This is a genomic window from Pseudoroseomonas sp. WGS1072 (genome assembly GCF_049340465.1).
Lineage (GTDB): Bacteria > Pseudomonadota > Alphaproteobacteria > Acetobacterales > Acetobacteraceae > Pseudoroseomonas.
This window is the reverse complement of the sequence record NZ_JBMPSU010000001.1, coordinates 1,819,887-1,835,251: the sequence shown is the minus strand read 5'-3', so window position 1 is coordinate 1,835,251 and position 15,365 is coordinate 1,819,887. Positions and strand designations below refer to the sequence as shown.

Here is a 15,365-nt window from a genome sequence, read left to right as displayed (position 1 = left end):
GAAGCGTGAGTCGCGCGCCACCCTTGGCAAATCCCCGCCCGTCCGCACCTCCCCCTGGTTCAGGCAGAGAGGTGGACGCGGCCGGATGAAGCTTTTCCCCAGATCGGGCCGGCCTCCGGCCTCCCGGCCCCATGTCGTCGTCATCGGCGCCGGGCCGGGGGGCCTGGCCGCCGCCATGCTGCTCGCGGCGCGCGGCGCCCGCGTCACCGTGCTGGAGAAGGACGCCGTCGTCGGCGGCCGCAGCCGCAGCCTGGAGACGGCGGAAGGCTATCGCTTCGATCTCGGCCCGACCTTCTTCCTGTATCCGCGCATCCTGGCGGAGATCTTCGCCGCCTGCGGCGCCGATCTCGCCACCGAGGCGCCGATGCAGCGGCTTGATCCACAATACCGGCTGGTCTTCGAGGACGGCCCGACCATCGACGCGACGCCCGACCTGGCGCGGATGGCGGCCGAGATCGGCAAGCTCGACCCGCGCGACGGCGCCGCCCTGGCCGGCTTCATGGCCGCCAACCGCGAGAAGCTCGCCGCCTTCCGCCCCGTGCTGGAACGCGGCTTCGCCTCAGCCTCCGACCTGCTGGGGCGCGACATGCTGCGCGCCCTGCCGCATCTGCGGCCGCATCTCTCGGTCGATGCCGAGCTGAAGCGCCATTTCCGCGATCCGCGCACCCGGCTGATCTTCTCCTTCCAGACCAAGTATCTGGGGATGAGCCCGTTCCGCTGCCCTAGCCTCTTCACCATCCTCTCCTTCCTGGAATACGAGCACGGGGTGTTTCACCCGCGCGGTGGCTGCGGCGCGGTGGCGGCGGCGATGGCGCGCGTCGCGGGCCGGCTGGGCGCCGAGATCCGGCTGGGCTGCCCGGTCGAATCGATCGTCTTCGAAGGCCGCCGCGCCACCGGCGTGCGGACCGGCGGCGCGGTGCTGGCGGCGGACGCCGTGGTGATGAACGCCGATTTCGCCCATGCCGCGCCAAGGCTGATCCCCGACGCGCTGCGCCGCCGCTGGTCCGACCGGCGCATCCGCGAGGCGCGCTATTCCTGCTCCACCTTCATGCTCTATCTCGGCGTGGAGGGCCGCTTCCCCGACCTCGCCCACCATACCGTGCTGCTCTCGGGCGACTACCGCGGCAACCTGCGCGAGATCGAGGGCGGCAGCCTGCCGCTTCAGCCTTCGCTCTATCTGCACAATCCCGTCGCCACCGATCCGGGCATGGCGCCCGCCGGGCACAGCAGCCTCTACCTGCTGGTGCCGGTCTCCAACCTGCGCGCCGGCATCGACTGGTCGCGGGCCGCTCCCGCCTTCCGCGCGCTCGCCCTGCGGCGGCTGGCCGCGCTCGGCCTGCCGGACATCGAGTCGCGCATCCGGCACGAGCGCATGGTGACGCCGGAGGAGTGGGAATCGCGCTATGCCGTGGGCTTCGGCGCCACCTTCAACCTGGCGCACGATCTCGGCCAGATGCTGCACCGCCGCCCCGGCAACCGCTTCGCCGACACCGAGCGGCTCTACATGGTGGGCGGCGGCACGCATCCCGGCAGCGGCCTGCCGGTGATCTACGAAGGCGCGCGCATCAGCGCCGACCTGCTGGCGCGCGACCTCGGCCTGGGCGGCATCCCCACCGCCCTGCCGCCGGATCTGGAGGGGAGACAGGCGGAGGCCTCACGGGAGTTGACGGCATGAGCGCGCGGGTGGTGGTGATTGGGGGCGGGCTGGGCGGGCTGGCCGCGGCGGTGGTGGCGGCGGCGCGCGGCCACCGCGTCACCCTGCTGGACAAGAACCCCTGGCTCGGCGGCAAGGCGGCGGTGCTGAACCTGCCGGCCCCAGGGGGAGCCCGAGGGGAAGCCTCCGGCGCGGAGGGGGGCAACACGCGCGGCTTCCGCTTCGACATGGGCCCGACCATCCTGACCATGCCGCGCGTGCTCCGCCGCATCCTGGCCGAGGCCGGACGCGATCCGGCGGCGGAGGTGCCGCTGCTCCGGCTCGACCCGCAGTGGCGCTGCTTCTTCGAGGACGGCTCGCGCATCGACCTGATGCAGGATGTCGGCGCCATGGCCCGCGCCATGGAGGGCTTCGCGCCCGGCAATGGCGCGGGCTATCGCCGCTTCCAGGACGTCGCCCGCGAGCTGCACGGCATCTCGGAGAAGTTCTTCTTCTGGAAGCCGGTGGAGGGCATCGCCGACACGCTCGACTTCCGCGCCAATCTCCGCCCCGACACGCTGCGCGAGGTGCTGGCGCTGCGCTGGGCCAGACGGTGGCCCGGGTGATCCGCGGCCATGTGCCGGACGCCCGGCTGGCGCAGATGCTGGATCATTACTGCCAGTATGTCGGCTCCTCGCCCTATCTGGCGCCGGCCGTGCTCTGCGGCATCGGCGACATGCAGGCGGCCGAGGGCATCTGGTATCCACGCGGCGGCACCCGCGCGGTGGCCGAGGGGCTGGCGCGCGTCGCCGGCGAGCTCGGCGTCGATCTCCGCCCGGGCTGCGAGGTCACGGGGCTGGAGATCGAGAACGCCGCCGGGGGCCGCACGGTGCGCGCCGTGATCGCCGGGGCCGAGCGCATCCCGGCCGATGCGGTGATCTCCAACATGGACGCCATCCGCACCTATGCCGAGCTGGTCGGCGGCGCCCCGGCCCGCCGCTACCACCGCCGCAAGCACGAGCCGGCCTGCTCGGGCGTGGTGCTCTATCTCGGCCTCGACCGCCGCTACGAGCATCTGGCGCATCACGACTTCGTCTTCTCGCGCGATGCCGAGGAGGAGTTCGACGCCATCTACCGGAAGGGCATCCCCGCCCCCGACCCCACCGCCTACCTCGCCGCCCCCGCCGCCACCGACCCCACCGTCGCGCCCGAGGGCGGCGAGGCGCTCTACGTGCTGGTGCACACGCCCTATCTGCGTCCCGGCCAGGACTGGTCCCGGATGCTGCCGGCCTACCGGCAGGTGATCCTCGACAAGCTGAAGCGCACCGCCGGGCTCGAGGATATCGAGCGCCGCATCGTGGTGGAGCGGCACCTGACGCCGCAGGACATCCACGAGCGCTACAAGGTCCTGGACGGCGCCATCTACGGCCTGGCCAGCCACGGCCGCTGGACCGGCGCCTTCAAGCCGGGCAACCGGGCGCGCGGGGTGAAGGGCCTCTACCTCGCCGGCGGCGCCGCGCATCCGGGGCCGGGCATGCCGATGGTGATGATGTCCGGCTGGATCGCCGCCGACGCGCTGGACCGGGATCTCGGCGGGCGCGGCATGAGCCCGGCGGCGGAGCGGGCCGGCCAGCGGGATGCCAGCGAGCGGGATGCCAGCGAGCGTGACGCCGGCGAGCAGGGCCGGGAGGCGGCGCTGGCGGCGGAATGAAACCCGGCGGCCCCGACGGCGAGGACCCCCTGGCGCTCCATTCCCGGCGCCGGATCGCCTTCTTCGACCTTGTCTTCACCCGCTTCGCCCGGCGCCACATGCGGGCCCTGCGGCTGGCCCGCGATGCCCGGCCGGCGCCCCCGCCAGGCGTGCCGCTGGTGGTCTATGCCAGCCACGCCTCCTGGTGGGACGGGGTGGCCTTCATGCTGCTCTCGCGCCGGCTCTTCCCCGGCCGGCCGATGGTCATCCCGATGGAGGCGGCGGCGCTGGCCCGCTACGGCTTCATGCGCCGCATCGGCGTCTTCGGCGTCGAGCGCGATTCGCCGCGCGGCGCCGTCGCCTTCCTGCGCACCGCCGGGGGCGTGCTGGCGCGGCCCGAGGCCATGCTCTGGATGAACGCCCCCGGCCGCTTCGCCGATGTCCGCGAGCGCCCGGTGCCGATCGCGCCCGGCCTGGTGCGGCTGGCCGAGCTGGCCCCCGACGCCGCCTTCCTGCCGCTCGCCCTGGAATACCCCTTCTGGACCGAGCGCCGCGCCGAGATGCTGGCCGGCTTCGGTCCGCCCTTGTCAGGCGCCGCGCTGCGCGCCATGCCTCGGCCTGAGCGGGCCGCGGCCCTCGCCGGGGCCCTGGCGGCGGCGATGGACCGGCTGGCGGAGCACGCCGTCAGCCGCGACCCGGCCCGCTTCGTACTGGTGCAGCAGGGGGGGGAAGGCATGGGCGGGATCTACGACCTCTGGCGGCGCGCGCGGGCCTGGACGGCCGGCCGCCGCTTCGATCCGCGACATGAGTCCCGCCCCCACGAGCCTCCTCACCACCAGCCTGGCGGCGGACCCGGCGCCGGGTCCGGCCCTTGAGCGCCCTGGCCGGCTGGCTGTCGCTCGGCCTCGCCGCCCTGCCGGCCGTCATGGCGGCGGGGAACCTGCGCGGCCTGCCGCGCGCCCGCGGCACGCCGCCGCCCGGCACCCTGGTCTCCATCCTGATCCCGGCGCGGGACGAGGCGCCGCGCATCGCCCGCTGCGTCACCGCCGCCCTGGCCAGCACCGGCACGGCGATCGAGGTGGTGGTGCTAGACGATGGCAGCCGCGACGGCACCGCCGCCATCGTGCGCGGGATGCTGGCGGGCGAGCCGCGCCTGCGCCTGCTGGCGGCGCCACCGCTTCCCGCCGGCTGGACGGGCAAGGTGCATGCCTGCGCCCGGCTGGCCGAGGCGGCGCGCGGCACGCACCTGCTCTTCATCGACGCCGACGTGCGCCTCGGCCCCACCGCCGCCGCCGCCCTGGCGTCCCGGGCGGAGGAGCGGGACCTCGCCTTGGTCAGCGGCGTGCCGCGCCAGGAGATGGGAAGCCTGGGCGAGGGCCTGACCGTGCCGGCCATCAACCTGCTGATGCTGGGCTACCTGCCCGGCGGCGGCCGCGCCTTCACCGCGAGCCCGGCCCTGGCCGCCGCCTGCGGCCAGCTGGTGCTGGTCGAGGCGCGCGCCTATCGCGCCGCCGGCGGCCATGCGGCGGCGCCCGGCATCCTGCACGACGCCCTGGCCCTCGCCCGCCGGCTGCGCACCGCCGGGCTGCGCACCGAGGTGGTGGATGGCAGCCGCCTGGCGCGATGCCGCATGTATCACGGGCTGCGCGACGCCTGGGGCGGCTTCGCCAAGAACGCGCGGGAGGGCATGGCGACGCCGATGGGCCTGCCGGTCTGGACCCTGGTGCTCGGCGGCGCGCACCTGCTGCCCTGGGCGCTGCTGCCGGACCCCCGCGCCCTGCTGGCCGTGCTGCTCTCCCTCGGCCTGCGCGCCGCCATCACCTGGCGCATGCGCGAGCCCTGGTGGACGGTGCCGCTGCACCCCGCCACCGTCGCCACGGCGCTGGCGATCCAGTGGTACGCCCTGTCCGCCCCGCTGCTGGGGCGCGCGCCGACCTGGAAGGGCCGGCGCTACGGCGCCTCCCCGGGCGGCACCTCGGGCGATCCTCCCGGCGGCGCGCCGGCGGGCATGGCATGACGCGCGCCCGCGGGCTGCCGGTGCATGTCGTGGGGGCCGGGCTGGCCGGCCTCGCCGCCGCGCTGACGCTGAGCCGGGCCGGCCGCGCCGTGGTGCTGCACGAGGCCAGCCCCGGCGCCGGGGGCCGCGCCCGCGCCCTGCCGGATGGCGGCGACAACGGCACCCATGCGCTGATCGGCGCCAATCCCGCCGCGCTCGCCCTGCTGGACGAGATCGGCGCCCGCGCCGACTGGATCGAGCCCGAGCCGGAGGCGCTGCCGGTCTATGACCTCGTCGCCGCGCGGCTGCATCACGTGGCGCTGGCGCCACGGCTCTGGCGCCGCCCGGACCGGCGGCCCCCGGGCCTCGGCGCGGCCGCCTTCCTCGCCCTGCTGCGGGCCGCCCTGCCCGGCCGCCACATCACCGTGGCCCAGGCCTTCGACCGTCATCCCGAACTGCTGCGCGGCTTCGTCGAGCCGCTGACCCTGGCCGCCCTCAACACCCCGGTCGAGGAGGCCGGGCTGCGGCGCCTCGGCGCGGTGCTGCGGCGCCTGTGGCGGCCCGAGGCCTGCCGCCTCTACGTGGCGCGCCGCGGGCTGGGGCCGGACCTGGTGGAGCCCGCCCTGGCCCTGCTGCGCCGGCGCGGCGTCGAGATCCGCCCGGGGCACCGCCTGCGCGGGCTGGAGCGCGAGGGTCACCGCCTCACCCATCTGCGCTTCGGCGCGGCGCGGATGCCGATCGCGCCGGAGCAGCGCGTGGTGCTGGCGGTGCCGCCCTGGGAGGCGGTGCGGCTGCTGCCCGGCCTGCGCGTGCCGGAGCGGCACGCCCCGATCCTGAACCTCCATTTCCAGCATGCCAGCGGCGCCGGGCCGCGCTTCCTCGGCCTGCTCGGCGGGCTCTCGCAATGGGTTCTGGTGCGGCCCGGCGGCGTGGCGGTGACGGTCAGCGCCGCCACCGCCGCCCTGCTGCGCGACGCCGAGGCTAAGGCGCCGGCGATCTGGTGGGAGCTGCGCGAGGCCGCGCTGGCCGCCGGCCTCCCCGGCCCCTGGCCGGAAGCGCCGCCGCCCTGGCGCATCGTGAAGGAACACCGCGCGACGCCGTTGCACGAGCCGGACCAGCCCCCGCCGCCGCCGCCGCATCCGGCGGAGAACCTCATGCTGGCCGGGGACTGGATGGAGCCGGTGCTGCCGGCCACCATCGAGGCCGCCGTCCGCTCCGGCCAGCGGGCCGGCCGCTGGGCGCTGGCCGCGTGACGGGGAGCCGCAGGATGGGGGGCCGCAGGATGGGGGCGGCGTGAGCGAGGCGGCGGGCGCCCTGGCGGCGCTGCGCGGCCGGCCGCGCCTGACCCTGGCGGAGCGCCGGGCGCATCTCGCCGCCCTGGCGCGCGAGACCATCCGCCGCGCCGAGGCCCTGGCCGCCGCCGCCGATGCCGATTTCGGCGGACGTGCCACGGTCGAGACCCTGATCGCCGATGTCCTGGTGGCGGCGCAGGCGGCACGGCGGGCGCGGCGCTGGCTGCGCTGGTGGGCGCGGCCACGCTGGGTGCCGGTGCCGCTGGCCTTCCAGCCCGCCCTGGCCTGGACGCGGCCGGTGCCGAAGGGCGTGGTCGGCGTCATGGCGCCGTGGAACTACCCGGTGCAGCTCAGCCTCTGGCCCCTGGCCGAGGCGCTCGCCGCCGGCAACCGCGTGGTGCTGAAGCCGAGCGAGCAGGCGCCGCGCACCGCCGCCCTGCTGGCCGAGCTGCTGGCCGCCGCGCCCGGCCCCGATGTCGTGCGGGTGGTGCAGGGCGATGCGGCGGTCTCGGCCGATTTCGCCGCCCAGCCCTGGGATCACCTGGTCTTCACCGGCGGCGGCGAGACCGGCCGGGCGGTGATGCGCGGCGCGGCGGAGCGGCTGACGCCCCTGACCCTCGAGCTGGGCGGCAAGTGTCCCGCCCTGGTGCTGCCGGGCGCCGACCTGCGCCGCGCCGCCGGGGCCATCCTGGCGGGCAAGGCGATCAATGCCGGGCAGACCTGCGTCGCGCCCGACACCGTCCTGCTGGTCGGCCATGCCGCCGCCGATTTCGCCGCCGCCTGCCGGGCCAGCCCGGTGCGGCTGGAAAGCGCCGTCCTGCCCGCCCAGCGGGCCCGGCAGGCGCGGCTCGCCAGCGGCGGCGAGGCGCTGCCGGGCGGCATCGTCCTGATCGGTGACGAGGGGGAGGCGGCGGCGGGCGAGATCTTCGGCCCCAGCCTGGCGGTGCGGGCGCTGCCCGACCTGCCCGCCGCCCTGGCCTGGGTGTCGGCCCGGCCGGCGCCGCTGGCGCTCTATCTCTTCGGGGCCGGCCGGGCGGAGGCGGCCGCGGTCGCCGCGGACTGCCGGGCCGGTGCGATCGTCGAGGAGCGCTGCGTCGAGTTCGCCGCCTTTCCTGGCCTGCCCTTCGGCGGCAGCGGCGGCTCCGGCTTCGGGCGCTATCATGGCCGCGCCGGCTTCGAGGCCTTCAGCGACTGGCAGGCGCGGGTGCGGCACGGGCCGCTGTCCCTCTCCCGCCTGCTCGATCCGCCCCGCGGGGAGCGCGCCCTGCGGCTGGCGCGCCGCCTGCTGCGCTAGAGCGAATCCCGATCAGGTGGAACCACCTGATCGGGTGAAGATGCTCGCAAAAACAAATGGCCAGAGCGTGTGCCGTGAGCCAGGGCGAACGGAAAACGCTCTAGGTCCGTCACGGCGCAGGTCAGGGTGCGCGGCTCTGGCGCGAGCCATTCTTGTATAAGATAGATGTCGGGCTGCCATGCATGAAAAGCATGACTGAGAAGCTATGCACCCGCGATTGCTGCACCCGCGAAATGCGCAAGGCTTTGGCAAGGAGTGGCTCCCTATATTCACCTTACCGGCGCAATCCAGCGGCGGGACCAAAGGATCAAGGGGCCTACCCATGTCCGCTATTCTCTTCGTGACTGTCGTTGCCGCCCTCGTTGGAGGCGGACTTTATGCCCGTTCGCTGATGGAGCGGGACTGGCCGCAGGGCCTGCCGCACCTGCGCGCGGCCGACTGACGCCGCCACGCCTGCCCCAGGCCTTGCTCCGGCAAGGCCAGGCATGCGTCCGACATTAGGCATGCGTCTCCGGACGTTCCGGCCGCATCGCGCGCCGCCTCGCGCGGAGCGGCCCCGACGGAGTTCGCCGTGCCTGTCCCGCGTCTTCCTCAGGCGCCTGCCGCGACCGGCCGGCGGCGGTGGCATGGTGCGGACGGCGGGGCTCGAACCCGCAATCCCCGAGGGGAGGCAGATTTTCGTACCACCACGGCTTTCGCCGCCGCCTCGCGGCGTTCGTGGTCTGGACTGTCCCTTCACCCTGGCCGCCGGGCCGGCACCGCGTGCCGCCGGGGCTTTAGGCGCCGCCCGTCCAGTCTCTACACCTTCCTCCGCCGTCTCCGCCGGAGGCTTGGCTCGGGATTGGCGTGGGGCCGGCGGGCCCGTTAGCTTTCCCCGACTTTGAGCGGTTCTGCACCGCGGGTTTCCCCGCGGGCACTCCAATGGAAGTCTGCTGCGTCTACCTGTTTCGCCACGTCCGCATCCGGCCCGTCCTTGCCACAGGGCGGGCGTCCGGGAAAGTGCTCCGGGGTTACATCCCGAGGCTATGCCTCGCCCGCCGCGCGGAAGGGCGAGGCGGCGGCGAGTTCCGCCATCTCGGCTTCCATGGCCGGGCGTTCGCGCTCCAGGAAGGCGGCCACGGCCCGGCGCAGCCCGCCATGCCGGATGAGATGCGCCGAATAGGTCGGCACCGGCAGGTAGCCGCGCTGGATCTTGTGCTGCCCCTGGGCGCCCGCCTCCACCCGCCGCAGCCCCTGGGCGATGGCGAAGTCGATGGCCTGGTAGTAGCAGAGCTCGAAATGCAGGAAGGGCGTCTCCTCGGCCGCGCCCCAGTTGCGGCCATAGAGCGTGTCCCGTCCCATCAGGTTCAGCGCGCCGGCCACCGGCTCGCCTGCGCGCTCGGCCACCATCAGCACCACGCGCTCGCCCAGCCGCTCGGCGAGCAGCGGCCAGAAGCGGGCGGTGAGATAGGCGCTGCCCCATTTGCGGTCCACGGTGCCGCGGTAGAAGCGGTGGAAGGCCTGCCAGTGGCGCGGCGTGATCTCGGCGCCGCGCAGCGTGCGGAAGGTGAGGCCGGCCGCCCGGGCCTCGCGCCGCTCGCGCCGCAGCTGCTTGCGCTTGCGGCTGGACAGGGCGCCGAGGAACTCCTCGAAATCGCCGTAGCCCGCGTTGCTCCAGTGGAACTGGGTGCCGAGGCGCCGCAGCCAGCCGGCCTCGCCCAGAACCCGCCATTCCGCATCCGTGCAGAAGGTGACATGGGCCGAGGAGAGGCCCAGCGCCTCCGTCACCTGGGCCAGCGCCTGCGCCACCGCCTCCGGCCCGACGCCGCTGCCGGGCCGGCACAGCAGGCGCGCGCCGGGGACCGGGCTGAAGGGCACCGCCACCTGGAGCTTGGGGTAGTACTGCCCCCCCGCCCGCTCCAGCGCCTCCGCCCAGGCATGGTCGAAGACATACTCGCCGTAGGAATGGCTCTTGGCATAGGCCGGCGCGACGGCGACCAGCCGGCCGGCGGCGTCGCGCAGGGCGAGATGCTGCGGCAGCCAGCCGCTCCGCGGCCCGGCCGAGCCGCTCTCCTCCAGCGCCGCCAGGAAGGCGTGGCTGACGAAGGGATTCTCATCCCCCGCGCAGGCATCCCATTCCGCCGCGGAGATTTCCGCGATGGCGGGGTGCAGGCGGAGGGTCAGCTCCTGCGGCGGGACATCAGGCATGATGGGCAGCATGTGCGGCCGGCGCGCCCGATCGCAAGGGCCGCGGGCGGCGGCGGGCGCTCCGGGTCAGCGCGGCACCGGCCGGCAGGCCTCCCCCGTCGCCGCCGCCAGGCGGAGCATCCGCCGCGCCGCCACCGCCGCCCCGGCCGCGCCGCCGGCCAGCTTCGCCGCGTGGCCCTCGACCAGCTGCTCCACCCCGGCCTCCACCACCATCTCGGTGCCCACCGTCAGCCCCGTCGAGAAGGCCAGCCGCCGCAGCAGGCGCCACAGCACGCCGATCCCCGGCCGCACCCCATGCAGCACCGCCACCTGCCGCATCAGCCGCAGGCCGATCCAGGCCATGGCCGCGGCATCCAGCGCCGGCGAGGGGATCACGGCGGTGGCCAGGAAGACCTGCCGCGCCGCCTGCCCGCCCAGCGCCCGCACCCGCGCGTCCAGCACCGGCATCAGCGCGGCGCGGAGCAGGCCGCGCGCCTCGCCCATGCTCCCCGCCTTGCGCAGCTCGGCCACCGCCGCCTCGGCCTCCGGCAGGCGCAGCGCCAGCGCATCGGCCCAGCGCAGCAGGGCGGGTGGCGGCCGGGCGGCGTCCGGCGTCTCCCGCAACGCGCGGGCCAGCCCGTCCAGCGCGTCGAGCCGGCGCAGCGCGCGCCACTCCCGCCCCAGCCCCCAGAGCGCCAGCCCCCCCGCGCCCAGGCCGAGCGCCGCGCCGAGCCAGCCCAGCACCGGGGAGGCGGCGAAGAGATCGTCCAGCATCAGCCCCAGGCCGAGGCCGAAGCTCCCCAGCACCAGCAGCGCCGCCGCGCCACCCAGCGTGCCGAGCGAGGCCAGCCAGCCGGCGCCGGGCGCGGCCTCCGGCAGGCTCAGCACCAGCGGCTCGCCATGGCGGATCGGCCCCTCCCCGCCCTTCCGGGGGCCGTTGCCGGGGTCCAGCCAGGCGGGGCCGAGGCCGGGCGGCGGCAGGGCGGCCTCCAGGGACGGAGCCAGGGACGGATCCAGGGGCTGCGGCGCGCGCGGCTCGTCGGCCCAGCCCGGGGCGGAGCCGGGCCGAGGGTGCGCTGGCGTGGGACCGGTGGACTCGGGACCGGCGGCCCGGGGCGGCAGGCTCACAGCGCATCCTCCAGCAGCCAGGTGATCAGCTCATCCATGCCGATATGCGGCAGACCCTCCCGGCCGTCCGGATCGATCAGCGGCGGGCGGAACACCGGCAGTTCGAAATAGGGCCGTTGCCAGAAGGCGTCCCCCGGCGGCGGCGGGGCGGCGGGGATATGACCGGGGCGGAAGGGGCGGCGCCGGTTCTCGCCCAGCGGCACGCCCTGCACCACCGGCGCCCCGCCGGGCGCGGCCGGCGGCGCCTCCTCCGTGCAGCGCAGCGCCGAGACGGCGCGATGCGTGACCATCCGCCCGTCCGGCACGGCGACCATGCCGCGGAACAGGCTCTCGAAGGCCGGCCGCTGCGCGGCGGGCACATGGTCCACCTTGCTGGCGACGAAGGCGACGCGCCGGAGCAGGGGCAGGCCGAGCCAGCGCGAGCGGGAGCGCGCGTCATAGGCGCGGGCGATCTGCGCCACCGCCTCGCGCGTGTCCTCGAAGGCGCCCTCCCCGGCGCAGAGCGCGCCCAGCGCGTCGACCAGCACCACCTGCCGGTCGAAGCGGGCGAACCAGGGGTCGAAGTAGCTCTGCCGCATGTCGTCGCGATAGGCCTCGAAGCGCCGGGCCAGCAGGTCGCGCAGGCTGCCCGGCGCCGGCGCGCTCTCGCCCGGACAGGGGAAGAACCACATGAGCGGGCTCTCGCCCTTGGGGCCTGGCACCAGGAAGCGGCCCGGCTGCAGCCAGCGCAGGCCGAGCCGATCGCGCGCCTCGCTCAGCAGGGCGCGGTAGAGGAGGTAGCCACGCCGGGCCACCGCCTCCTCCGCCGGCGCCTCCGGCGGCAGGCTGGCCAGGAAGGCCATGAATTCCCCCGCCACGGCGCTGCGCGGCGGGCGGCGCAGCAGCGCCAGGGTGGCGGCGGACCACTGGGAGAAGTCCTGGTCCAGCAGCGGCAGGTCGAGCAGCCACTCGCCGGGATAGTCGAGCAGTTCCAGCCGGATGCGGCGGGAGGGCAGCAGGCCGCGCCAGGTGCCGCCGCGCTCCACCGTCAGCGTCAGCGCGGTGCTGGCGAGGTCGCTGGTGCGGGGCGGCCAGTGCGGGCTGGCGCCGGCGAGATCGCGCAGCTTGTCGGCGGCATCGAACCAGTCGAGCGCCTGGGTGCCAGCCGGCTCCAGCCGCACGGCCTCGATGCGCCGGCCCTGCTCCGCCATGTGGCGGGTCAGCGCCGGCAGCGTGTCGCGGCCGCGGCCGAGGGCCAGGAGATTGGCGATCAGCGAGGTGATGAAGACCGTCTTGCCGGAGCGGCTGAGGCCGGTGATGGCCAGGCGCAGCGTGGTCTCGTTGAGGAGGCGCTCCGCCTCCGTGGTGATCCGGGTCAGCCCATGCCCGATCTGCTCGATCCCCGCCGCCATCTGCCTCCCGTCCCGCTCCTGGCCCTGCCCATGTGGGGAGCGCATGGCGCCGCGGCCAGACCCGCGCCGCGGCGCGGGCCTCAGCCGGGTGCGAAGACCTTGCGGAAGAAGTGCCGCGTATGGCCCGGCGGATTGTCCGGCACATGGCCGAACTCGGTATAGCCCTGCCTGCGGTAGAACGCCGGCGCCTGGAAGCTGTAGCTGTCGAGCCAGGCGCCGACGCAGCCGCGCGCCCTCGCCTCCGCCTCGGCCCGCGCCAGCAGTGCCGCGCCGAGGCCGCCGCCGCGCAGCGCCTCGGGCAGATGGAACAGCTCGATGAACAGCCAGCCCTTGTCGGTGCGCCCGGTCAGACCGCCCAGCACCGCGCCGGTCTCCGGGTCGCGCACCAGGACCGAGAGCGGGCGGCGGCCGGAGGGCCCCACCGCCGCCTCGTTGAAGGCGAGGATGCCGCGCAGCACCACGCCGCCATCGGCGCCCTCGGCATCGGTCACCTCGATGGCGGGAGGGCCGCTCATGGGGCGATCTCGAACATCCCCTCGACCTCGACGGCGGCGTCCATCGGCAGGCTGGGCACGCCGATGGTGCTGCGGGCATGCCGCCCGGCCTCGCCGAAGACCGCGACGGCGAGATCGGAGGCGCCGTTCATGACCTGCGCGTGCTGGGTGAACTCCGGCACGCAGGCGATGAAGCCGCCCAGCCGCGCCACGCGCGTGACGCGGTCGAGATCGCCCACCGCCGCCTGCAACTGCGCCAGCACGTTGATCAGGCAGAGCTGCGCCGCCTCCTGCCCGGTCTCCAGGCTGACCGTGGCGCCGAGCTTGCCGGTATGCGCCACCACGCCGTTGCGCGTCGGCACCTGGCCGGAGACGACGACCAGCCGCCCCTCCAGGGTCACGGTGAAGGGCACGTAGTTGGCGACCGGCGCCGCCGGGGTGGGCAGGGCGATGCCGAGTTCGGCGAGGCGCGCCGCGATACGTCCGGCCATGGGGACAGCTCCTTCTCTGGCTCAGCGGGAAGCGGGGGGAATCGGGAAGCGGGATCAGCCGACGAGGCGGAAGGTGCGCCGCCGCGCCGCCGGCGAGGGCTGCGCCGGCAGGTCGAGCGGCAGCAGCGGCCCGCGGTCGGAGGGCGGCAACCCGGCCTCCACGCCGTCCTCGGGCACTGGGTCCGGCCACAGGCGCAGCGCCTCGGCGGCGCCGAGCTGGGCGATGGCCAGCCGGCGAAAGGCCCAGTCCAGCACCGAGGTGGCGCTGAGGATCTCGGGGTCGCCCTCCACCGGCCCGGCCGGGCCGGAGCGGGTGACGCAGTCGCGGCTGTAGGCGAAGCTCGACACGTAGTCGGAGAGCGGCACGCCCCGCGCCAGGCCGATGTTCACCGCCTGCAGCAGGCCTTCCAGCAGGCCGCGCCCGCCGGCACCGTCGCGGCCGACGGACAGGGCGATGTCGGACAGGCTGCCATCGGCGGCCTCGCTGCCGCGCAGCGTCACCCGCTGGCCGCCCACGACCACCTTCCAGAGATGGCTGCGCGCCACCGCCGGGCGCGGCGGCGGCAAGGGCCGGGCCGGCTCCGGCCGGGCCAGCGGCGCCGGCGCGGCGGCATGCAGATAGGGGCGGATGGCGGCGTCCATCGCCACCCGCGCGGAATCGGGCTGCGGCGCCAGCAGGGCGAGGGCGCGGGCCTCGCCCTGCAGGGCGGCGGCGCGGCGCGCGGCCAGGGTGGGCCGCTCGGCGACGTCACCGCCGGCCTCCCGCACCAGCCGGGTGGCGCCGGGCGCCGGGGCCAGGCCGCCGGTCTCGGCGCCGAGCAGCGCCTCGGCGGCATCGGCCGGTGTCAGCATGAAGCAGCCCTGGTGGCGCAGGCCGCGCGTGGCCCCGGCCGCCTCCAGGGCGCGGCGGGCGGCGGCGGCGAGGCCGGGGACGGCGCAGCGCGAGGGCGCCGCCGGCCAGAGCAGGGCGGGCGGCTCGCGCGTGCCCAGGCGCTCAGCCAGCTGGGCGCTGGCGGATTCGGCCGCGCCGCGGGTCAGCGCGGCCAGGGCGGCGGCGACATCCCGCGCCGCGGCCGAGTCGTAGTCCAGGCCCAGCGCCGCCAGCAGACCGGCGAGGTCGGCGAAACCGAGGCGAAGGCGCAGCGCGCGGCCGCCCGTCAGCACCTCCAGCGCCTGCAGGCCGGTGGCCACGGCCGCCTGATAGCCGGGAATGTCGAAGCCGCCCGCCTCGTCGAGGAAGGCGGGCAGGTTGAGCACGAAGCGCGGCTCCGCCCGGGCCTCGCCCTTCCCGGCCGGGGCGCCCGCCCAGGTGGAGGCCCCCGCCCAGGTGGAGGCTCCGGGCGCGGCGCGGCGCGCCAGCAGCAGGCGGCGCAGGGCAGCGGCGAGTCGCGGGGCTTCCGCGGGGTCGAGCAGCGGCAGCTCCCCCCCGCCGGGCAGCGCCACGGGCTCGCGGCCGCGTTCCAGCAGGCGGTCGATCCAGGCCTCGGCCAGCCCCGGCAGGGTCACGGCGCCCTGCCCCGGCGCCAGCGCCGCCAGCGCCTCGGCCGCCGCGTCGTCCCAGCCGGCGGGCACCGCCACCGGACGCTGCGGCGCGTCCGGGTCCGCCGCCGCGCGGACGCGCCGCAGCGCGATGCCTTCCCAGGATGTGCCTGCGATCCGTGCCATGCATGCATGCTATGCGGTGGCCGCGCCGGACGAAAGTCGGCTCCGGTGGCAAATCCGCCCCGCCCCGCGCATTATAGGCGTGGCCGGCGGCCGGGATGCCGCCGCCGGACCGCGCCGCTTCCCCT

13 protein-coding genes are annotated in these 15,365 nt (G+C 75.9%); 7 read left to right on the top strand and 6 right to left on the bottom strand.

What is annotated here, in order from left to right:
* The first annotated feature begins 85 nt into the window (after positions 1-85).
* From crtI to ACF3NH_RS08780, 7 genes are read left to right on the top strand one after another with little or no spacing between them, the layout of a single operon-like run.
* Entirely contained in the window at positions 86-1,675 is a 1,590-nt protein-coding gene (gene crtI, locus ACF3NH_RS08810; RefSeq protein ID WP_422922550.1) for a phytoene desaturase family protein, read from the top strand.
* Positions 1,672-2,259: a phytoene desaturase family protein gene (locus ACF3NH_RS08805; RefSeq protein WP_422922549.1), complete on the top strand. Its 588-nt coding sequence runs from the start codon at positions 1,672-1,674 to the stop codon at positions 2,257-2,259. Before crtI ends, ACF3NH_RS08805 begins: the two co-directional genes overlap by 4 nt.
* The gene (locus ACF3NH_RS08800) at positions 2,256-3,344 is read left to right on the top strand and encodes a phytoene desaturase family protein (RefSeq protein ID WP_422922548.1); all 1,089 of its coding nucleotides are present in this window, start codon (positions 2,256-2,258) and stop codon (positions 3,342-3,344) included. The genes ACF3NH_RS08805 and ACF3NH_RS08800 overlap by 4 nt, the downstream gene beginning before the upstream one ends.
* Complete coding sequence (locus ACF3NH_RS08795) at positions 3,341-4,198, top strand: lysophospholipid acyltransferase family protein (RefSeq protein WP_422922547.1); 858 nt, start codon at positions 3,341-3,343, stop codon at positions 4,196-4,198. The genes ACF3NH_RS08800 and ACF3NH_RS08795 overlap by 4 nt, the downstream gene beginning before the upstream one ends.
* Positions 4,195-5,340 carry a glycosyltransferase family A protein gene (locus tag ACF3NH_RS08790; protein WP_232476907.1) on the top strand — a complete coding sequence of 382 codons (1,146 nt, stop codon included), beginning with the start codon at positions 4,195-4,197 and terminating at the stop codon, positions 5,338-5,340. The genes ACF3NH_RS08795 and ACF3NH_RS08790 overlap by 4 nt, the downstream gene beginning before the upstream one ends.
* Positions 5,337-6,572, top strand: coding sequence for an FAD-dependent oxidoreductase (locus ACF3NH_RS08785; RefSeq protein WP_422922546.1), 1,236 nt, complete (start codon positions 5,337-5,339; stop codon positions 6,570-6,572). Before ACF3NH_RS08790 ends, ACF3NH_RS08785 begins: the two co-directional genes overlap by 4 nt.
* A 40-nt stretch (positions 6,573-6,612) precedes the next feature.
* Positions 6,613-7,905, top strand: coding sequence for an aldehyde dehydrogenase family protein (locus tag ACF3NH_RS08780; RefSeq protein ID WP_422922545.1), 1,293 nt, complete (start codon positions 6,613-6,615; stop codon positions 7,903-7,905).
* Positions 7,906-8,928: 1,023 nt separating this feature from the next.
* Here ACF3NH_RS08780 and ACF3NH_RS08775 read toward each other — a convergent pair.
* The 6 genes from ACF3NH_RS08775 to ACF3NH_RS08750 form a co-directional block, all read right to left on the bottom strand.
* Positions 8,929-10,092: a GNAT family N-acetyltransferase gene (locus ACF3NH_RS08775; protein WP_422922544.1), complete on the bottom strand. Its 1,164-nt coding sequence runs from the start codon at positions 10,090-10,092 to the stop codon at positions 8,929-8,931.
* A 66-nt stretch (positions 10,093-10,158) separates the two neighbouring features.
* Positions 10,159-11,199 carry a DUF697 domain-containing protein gene (locus ACF3NH_RS08770; protein ID WP_422922543.1) on the bottom strand — a complete coding sequence of 347 codons (1,041 nt, stop codon included), beginning with the start codon at positions 11,197-11,199 and terminating at the stop codon, positions 10,159-10,161.
* The gene (locus tag ACF3NH_RS08765) at positions 11,196-12,635 is read right to left on the bottom strand and encodes a YcjX family protein (RefSeq protein WP_422922542.1); all 1,440 of its coding nucleotides are present in this window, start codon (positions 12,633-12,635) and stop codon (positions 11,196-11,198) included. The genes ACF3NH_RS08770 and ACF3NH_RS08765 overlap by 4 nt, the downstream gene beginning before the upstream one ends.
* Positions 12,636-12,670: 35 nt before the next feature.
* Positions 12,671-13,105 carry a GNAT family N-acetyltransferase gene (locus ACF3NH_RS08760; RefSeq protein ID WP_422922541.1) on the bottom strand — a complete coding sequence of 145 codons (435 nt, stop codon included), beginning with the start codon at positions 13,103-13,105 and terminating at the stop codon, positions 12,671-12,673.
* Positions 13,102-13,575 (bottom strand): RidA family protein, encoded by a 474-nt coding sequence (locus tag ACF3NH_RS08755; RefSeq protein ID WP_198365262.1) that lies wholly within the window; start codon positions 13,573-13,575, stop codon positions 13,102-13,104. The genes ACF3NH_RS08760 and ACF3NH_RS08755 overlap by 4 nt, the downstream gene beginning before the upstream one ends.
* A 54-nt stretch (positions 13,576-13,629) precedes the next feature.
* Positions 13,630-15,240 (bottom strand): hypothetical protein, encoded by a 1,611-nt coding sequence (locus ACF3NH_RS08750; RefSeq protein WP_422922540.1) that lies wholly within the window; start codon positions 15,238-15,240, stop codon positions 13,630-13,632.
* Positions 15,241-15,365 lie beyond the last annotated feature (125 nt).